The organism is Erythrobacter sp., from assembly GCF_023653175.1.
In the GTDB taxonomy this organism is placed as follows: domain Bacteria; phylum Pseudomonadota; class Alphaproteobacteria; order Sphingomonadales; family Sphingomonadaceae; genus Erythrobacter.
The window spans coordinates 1-5841 of the sequence record NZ_JAMNXL010000210.1 but is presented as its reverse complement, the minus strand read 5'-3'; the positions used below and the strand labels follow the sequence as shown (position 1 = coordinate 5841).

Sequence of the window (5841 nt, the reverse complement as noted above, 5' to 3'; positions counted from 1 at the left end):
CGGGGCGGGAGGTCTGCGTCGCGCGCCAGCGCGACCGCGAATCAAAAAACGTCAGGCGTTTGGAGGCTGACCGCTTCATCCTCTTCCAGCGCCACCAGCCCGGTCAGGAACTGGCGGGTCGCCGCATCCCACGAGAACGACGCCCCGTAGGCCGCACACGCCGCGCGGTCGCAATAGCGCGCCGCGTCGATCGCGCGGGTCAGGTCCTCGTGCATCGCGCCAACCTCGTTGGTGACGATGTCGAGCGGGCCGGGCACCGGGAAGGCGGCGACCGGCGTGCCGCAGGCAAGCGCCTCGATCATGACGAGGCCGAAGGTGTCGGTGCGGCTCGGGAAGACGAAGACATGCGCTCCGGCATAGCAGCCGGCCAGCTCGACCCCGGTCTTCTTGCCGAGGAACAGCGCATTCGGGAACTTCGCCTCGAGGCTGGCGCGGGCCGGGCCGTCGCCGACCACCACCTTGGTGCCGGGATAGGGGCAGGCGAGGAAGGCCTCGATGTTCTTCTCCACCGCGACCCGCCCGACATAGAGCAGTATCGGGCCTGCGAGATCGGCATACTCAGGCGGCGGCGGGGCATCGGGTGAGAAGCAGGTGAGATCGACTCCCCGGCTCCAATGGGTGAGCTGGGTCAGGCCCTGCTCGCGCAGTTGCGCGCGGATCGTCTCGGTAGCGACCATGATCCGCTGCGCCGGGCGGTGGAACCAGCGGATATAGGGCCAGAAGGCGCTCGCGGGGAGCCCGGTGCGGCGGGCGAGATAATCGGGGAACTGGGTGTGGTAGGCGGTGGTGAAGGGCACCTTGCGCCGAAGGCAGTAACGCCGCGCGGCAAATCCCAGCGGGCCCTCGGTGGCAATGTGCACCGCCTCGGGCTTGATCCGCGCGAGCTGCCGCCCGACCGCACCCGGCGCGGTCAGCGCAAGGCGGATCTCGGGATAGGTCGGCGCGGGGATCGACGGGTAGCCCTCGGGGCTGATCACCGTGACCTCATGCCCCCAGCCGCGCAGCACCTCGCAGGTGGTCGAGAGCGTGCGCACCACGCCGTTGGTCTGGGGGTGCCAGGCATCGGTGACTATTGCGATGGACGCGGGAACCGGCCCCGCGGGAGCAATCGAAGCCGGGGCGGGCGAGACGCTGTCTGTGGGGATCGTCGTGAGCCGGTTCACGCCGCCTCGCGCGCCGCGCCCGTCGCGGGCGCCTCGGCATCGGTCGGCGCAGCCTCACCCTCGGCGCGGCGCTTCATCTCTTCGGGCCAGTGGAGGATTTCCATGCGCCCGTCATGATGCTCGACCAGCGCGTTGCAGCCTTCGACCCAGTCGCCGTCGTTCCAGTATTCGATCGCCTTGCCGTTGTGATCGAACATGCGGAACTCGGCGGTGTGGATGTGCCCGCACACCACCCCGTCCACCCCGCGCTCGCCGGCGGCGCGGGCGACGACTTCCTCGTACTTGCCGATGAACTCAACCGCGTTCTTGACCTTGTGCTTGGCCGCCTTTGAGAGCGACCAGTAGGGCTTGCCCATCCAGCGCCGCACGGTGTTCACTGCGACATTGCACTTCATCATGAAGTGATAGGCATGGTCGCCGACGAAGGCGAGCCAGCGGTGCGAGATCATCACCGCGTCGAACTCGTCGCCGTGGAGCACCATCAGACGGCGGCCGTCTGCGGTGTCGTGGAAGGCGGCGCGGCGGATCTCGATCCCGCCGAAGTTGAGGCCGGTGAACTGGCGGAACATCTCGTCGTGGTTGCCGGGGATGTAAACCACCCGGGTGCCGCGGCGGGCGCGCTTCATGATGCGCCACACGATGTCGTTGTGTGCGCTGGGCCAGTAGAACTTCTTCTTGAGCCGCCAGCCGTCGATGATGTCGCCGACAAGGTACATCGTCTCGCTGTCGGTGTGATCGAGGAAGTCGATCAGCAGGTCGGCGTTGCAGCCTTTCGTGCCGAGGTGCACGTCGCTGATCCAGATAGTGCGGTACGACCGGCGCGCATTCCCTTCAGGCTCGGGGATGCGCGGCGCGGTGCCGGGGAAGCTGGCGATGTTGTCGCTGATCAGGTCGGAGATTTCGGCACTGGTCATGAGTAACCCTTGAGTGTCATTTCCCGTCCGACCCCCATGGCAGCCAATTGTTACAGCCGACTCACAGGCAAATGACGGTTTCGCGTCATTTTCCGAAAGGTGAACGAGTCAATCGTGACTCATGCGGGGCGAATCCTGACCAGAGTATGACTATCGCGCGACAAATCAAGCGGCGCGCGCGGGTACCCGTCGATCGCCGCCGCAGCCGCGCCAGTCAGTCCATCGGGACAAAGCCGGGGAGCGCCTCGACCCGCGCGATCCACGCCTGCACGGCGGGGTAATCGCCAAGGCCGAAGCCGCCCTCCTCTGCGACATGGGTGTAGGCGAACAGCGCGATGTCGGCGAGGCTCGGGGCGTCGCCGCAGAAGAAGGCGCGGGTTTCCAGATACTTGTCCATCAGACCGAGCGCCGCGCAGCCCGCCATGCGCTTGGCGATGATCTGCCCGCGCTGCTCGGCCGAAAGGTTCGCCTCGCCCACGAAGCGCAGCCAGAACCTGAGCGTCGCGACATTGGGTTCGTGGTTGTACTGCTCGAAGAACATCCAGCGCAGACAATCCGCCTCGCCGAAGCGATCCTGCGGGACTAGCGCGGAATCCTTGGCGAGATACCAGCAGGCAGCGTTGCTTTCGGGAAGGAAGCGCGCCCCGCCGCCTTCACCGATCTGGAGCACGGGAATGCGCCCGTTGGCGTTGACCTGCGCCAGAAACTCGGGCGTGCGGGTCTCGCCCTTCATGATGTCGTAGCCGCGCACCACCAACGGCAGGCCGAGCAGCGCGGCGGTCAGGCGGATCTTGTAGCAATTGCCGCTGCGGGGGTCTTCGTGGAGGGTGAGTGGCTCGTTCACGCCTGCCCAGCCCTTCGCATCCGGTCGCGGAAACCAAAGAATGCCTTGTAGCCATAGGCCCGCGCGAAGCGATCAAGCACCACGGCCTCGTCCGGGGCCGCAGCAAGTTTCATGTAATGGCAGAAATAGGCCGTCAGATCCTCCGCCTTGACCAGCCCGCTGGCGATATAGGCTTCGATCAGGCAGCAATCCTCGAATAGGCGGTCGAAACAGTCGCGGACGAATTCAGCGTCCCGCTCGGCCTCGGGGTCGAAGATGGCACCCTCGATCCTCAACATGAAACGGCGCTGCGCGGTCGTGATCTGCGCCGTCGCCGTGCCGTCGGGCTTGCGATAGGTGATGCCGGTCCAATCAAGCATCTTGAGCGCCGCCGAGGCATGGAGATTGCCGCGCAGCGCTTCGATGATCTCGCGCGCGGTTTCAGCCTGCTGCCAGCGCAGTGCGCGCTGCTTTTCGGCAATGCTGGAGCGATATTCGATCAAGCCCTTCACGGCGAGCCCGGTGGCGATGACCAGACCGGCGAGATTGATCCAGTCACCTGCTTCCATCGCTTACCCCCCCCGCCACTTCCAGCACGATCTTCCCGACATGCTCGCCTGCCTCCATCCGCGCATGGGCGGCGGCGGCTTCGGCGAGGGGGAAACTCATGTCCATCACCGGCGCGATCTCGCCCTCGGCGAACAGCGGCCAGGCATTGTCGGCGATCTCGTCGGCGAGTGCGGATTTGAAAGCATCCGAGCGCGGGCGCAGGGTCGATCCGGTGAGCGTCAGCCGGCGCATCATCACCTGCGCCATGTTGATCTCGGCCCGCGTGCCGCCCAGCACCGCGATGGTCACATGGCGGCCATCCTCGGTGAGGCACTTGAGGTTCCTGGCGACATAATCGCCCGAGACCATGTCGAGCACGATGTCGACGCCCTTGCCGCCCGTGTGCGCCATGACGGCCTCGACGAAATCGGTTTCGCGGTAGTTGATCGTGTGGTTAGCGCCGATGCGGGTGGCCGCGGCACACTTGGCATCATCGCCGCAGGTCACGATCACCTCCATGTCGAAGGCTCTGGCGAGCAGAATCGCCATGGTGCCGATGCCGGAGGTTCCGCCGTGGACCAGCACGCGCTCCCCATCGCGCGCAAGGCCGCGTTCGAACAGGTTGTGCCACACGGTGAACAGCGTTTCGGGGATCGCGGCTGCCTCGGCCAGCAGCATCCCCGCTGGCACTGGCAGGCAATGCTGCCAGTGCGCGGCGCAATATTCCGCATAGCCGCCGCCCGGGGTGAGCGCCGCGACATTCTGCCCGATCATCTCGCGCGGGACTTCGCTGCCGACAGCGACGATCTCGCCCGAAACCTCGAGGCCCAGCAGGGGCGAGGCGCCCGGCGGTGCGGGATAGAGTCCGGCGCGCTGCAGGCAATCGGGTCGGTTGACCCCGGCATAGGCGACGCGGATCAACACATCGTCGGGCCGCAGCCGGGGAACCGGCGAAGTCCCGATGCACAGCACCTCGGGCCCGCCGGGCGCATCGAACCCAATCGATTGCATGGTCTCCGGGACACCCGGACCGCCACTCACCCCCATTAGTGTCATCCCCGCAACCGCAAGTTAACCAAAGTTCACCTCGCGAATAACCGTCTCGCCGATTGACAGCAAGCCGCTTGGGGCGGATGCTGCGAGGCAATGGAAGAACCCGATCGCCCCCGGCCTGTCGGAGACGCCGCCTCGAGGCTCGCCGCCGAGGACCTCGGCCCTTACTCGCAGGCCGAACTGGACGAACGCATCGTCCTGCTTGAGGCTGAAATCGCGCGCGTTTGTGCCCATCGCGCCAAGGTCGCCGCGCACCGCGCCGCTGCCGACACACTGTTCGGGAAGGGGGGTGGATGATTTTGCCGCCCTGCCCCGGTCTTACTCCTGTCTCGGGATTCGCAATTCCTGCACCCCGACCCATATAGTCGAAATCCGGCCTCTCCCGCCCCTTCGCCACGGGCATCCACCCGCTGAAAAGGCCTCTCCCATGCCCAGCTTCGCCCAGAACCTCGAACGCACGCTGCACAACGCACTCGGCAATGCGTCCGAGCGGCGGCACGAATATGCCACGCTCGAACACCTGCTGCTGGCGCTGATCGATGATGAGGACGCCGCCGCCGTGATGGCCGCCTGCGGGGTCGACCTGGCCGAGCTTGGCGAGGTGGTGAAGCAGTATCTCGATCAGGAATACCAGTCCCTGAAGACCGAGGACGGCGCCGATCCGCAGCCTACTGCGGGATTCCAGCGGGTGATCCAGCGCGCGATCCTGCATGTCCAGTCCTCGGGCAAGGACACCGTCACTGGCGCCAACGTGCTGGTCGCGTTGTTCTCCGAACGCGATAGCTACGCGGTCTATTTCCTCCAGCAGCAGGACATGAGCCGGCTGGATGCGGTGAGCTATATCAGCCACGGCATCGGCAAGGGCGGCCGCCAGATCGAGCCCAAGACCCCGCAGGGCACCGACAAGGCCGAGGAATCGGCGCAAGCGAGCAGCAAGGAGAGCGGCGGCAACAAGAAGGAAACCGCGCTCGACCAGTTCACCGTCAACCTCAACGCCAAGGCCGAGGCCGGCAAGATCGACCCGCTGATCGGCCGAGGGCCGGAGGTCGACCGGACGATCCAGATCCTGTGCCGCCGTTCCAAGAACAACCCGCTCTTTGTCGGCGATCCCGGCGTCGGCAAGACCGCGATCGCCGAGGGCCTCGCACGCAAGATCATCGAGGGCGACGTGCCCGAGGTGCTCGCCGAGGCGGTGATCTACTCGCTCGACATGGGCGCGCTGCTGGCCGGCACGCGCTATCGCGGCGATTTTGAAGAACGGCTCAAGCAGGTCGTGACCGAGCTTGAGGCGATGCCGCACGCGGTGCTGTTCATCGACGAGATCCACACCGTGATCGGT

Annotated in this window: 7 protein-coding genes; 2 read left to right on the top strand and 5 right to left on the bottom strand. The window is 66.1% G+C overall.

The window, feature by feature from the left end:
• Positions 1-41: 41 nt before the first annotated feature.
• The 5 genes from NBV68_RS17125 to NBV68_RS17105 all read right to left on the bottom strand — a co-directional run bounded on the left by NBV68_RS17125 (position 42) and on the right by NBV68_RS17105 (position 4460).
• Entirely contained in the window at positions 42-1109 is a 1068-nt protein-coding gene (locus NBV68_RS17125; RefSeq protein WP_296312160.1) for a glycosyltransferase family 1 protein, read from the bottom strand.
• Between the two features lie 50 nt (positions 1110-1159).
• Positions 1160-2077: a UDP-2,3-diacylglucosamine diphosphatase gene (locus NBV68_RS17120; protein ID WP_296312158.1), complete on the bottom strand. Its 918-nt coding sequence runs from the start codon at positions 2075-2077 to the stop codon at positions 1160-1162.
• 214 nt (positions 2078-2291) lie between these two features.
• A complete protein-coding gene (locus NBV68_RS17115; protein ID WP_296312154.1) occupies positions 2292-2921 on the bottom strand; it encodes a glutathione S-transferase family protein in 630 nt (209 codons plus the stop codon).
• On the bottom strand, positions 2918-3403 hold the full coding sequence (locus tag NBV68_RS17110) for a hypothetical protein (RefSeq protein WP_296312152.1): 486 nt from the start codon (positions 3401-3403) through the stop codon (positions 2918-2920). Before NBV68_RS17110 ends, NBV68_RS17115 begins: the two co-directional genes overlap by 4 nt.
• A gap of 52 nt (positions 3404-3455) precedes the next feature.
• Positions 3456-4460: an NAD(P)H-quinone oxidoreductase gene (locus NBV68_RS17105; protein WP_296312150.1), complete on the bottom strand. Its 1005-nt coding sequence runs from the start codon at positions 4458-4460 to the stop codon at positions 3456-3458.
• Between the two features lie 135 nt (positions 4461-4595).
• Between NBV68_RS17105 and NBV68_RS17100 the strand changes: the two genes are divergently transcribed.
• Together NBV68_RS17100 and NBV68_RS17095 are read left to right on the top strand one after the other, a co-directional pair.
• On the top strand, positions 4596-4799 hold the full coding sequence (locus NBV68_RS17100; protein WP_296312148.1) for a DUF1192 domain-containing protein: 204 nt from the start codon (positions 4596-4598) through the stop codon (positions 4797-4799).
• Positions 4800-4929: 130 nt separating this feature from the next.
• Positions 4930-5841: Clp protease N-terminal domain-containing protein (locus tag NBV68_RS17095; RefSeq protein WP_296312146.1), on the top strand; the 912-nt coding region annotated here is incomplete at its 3' end.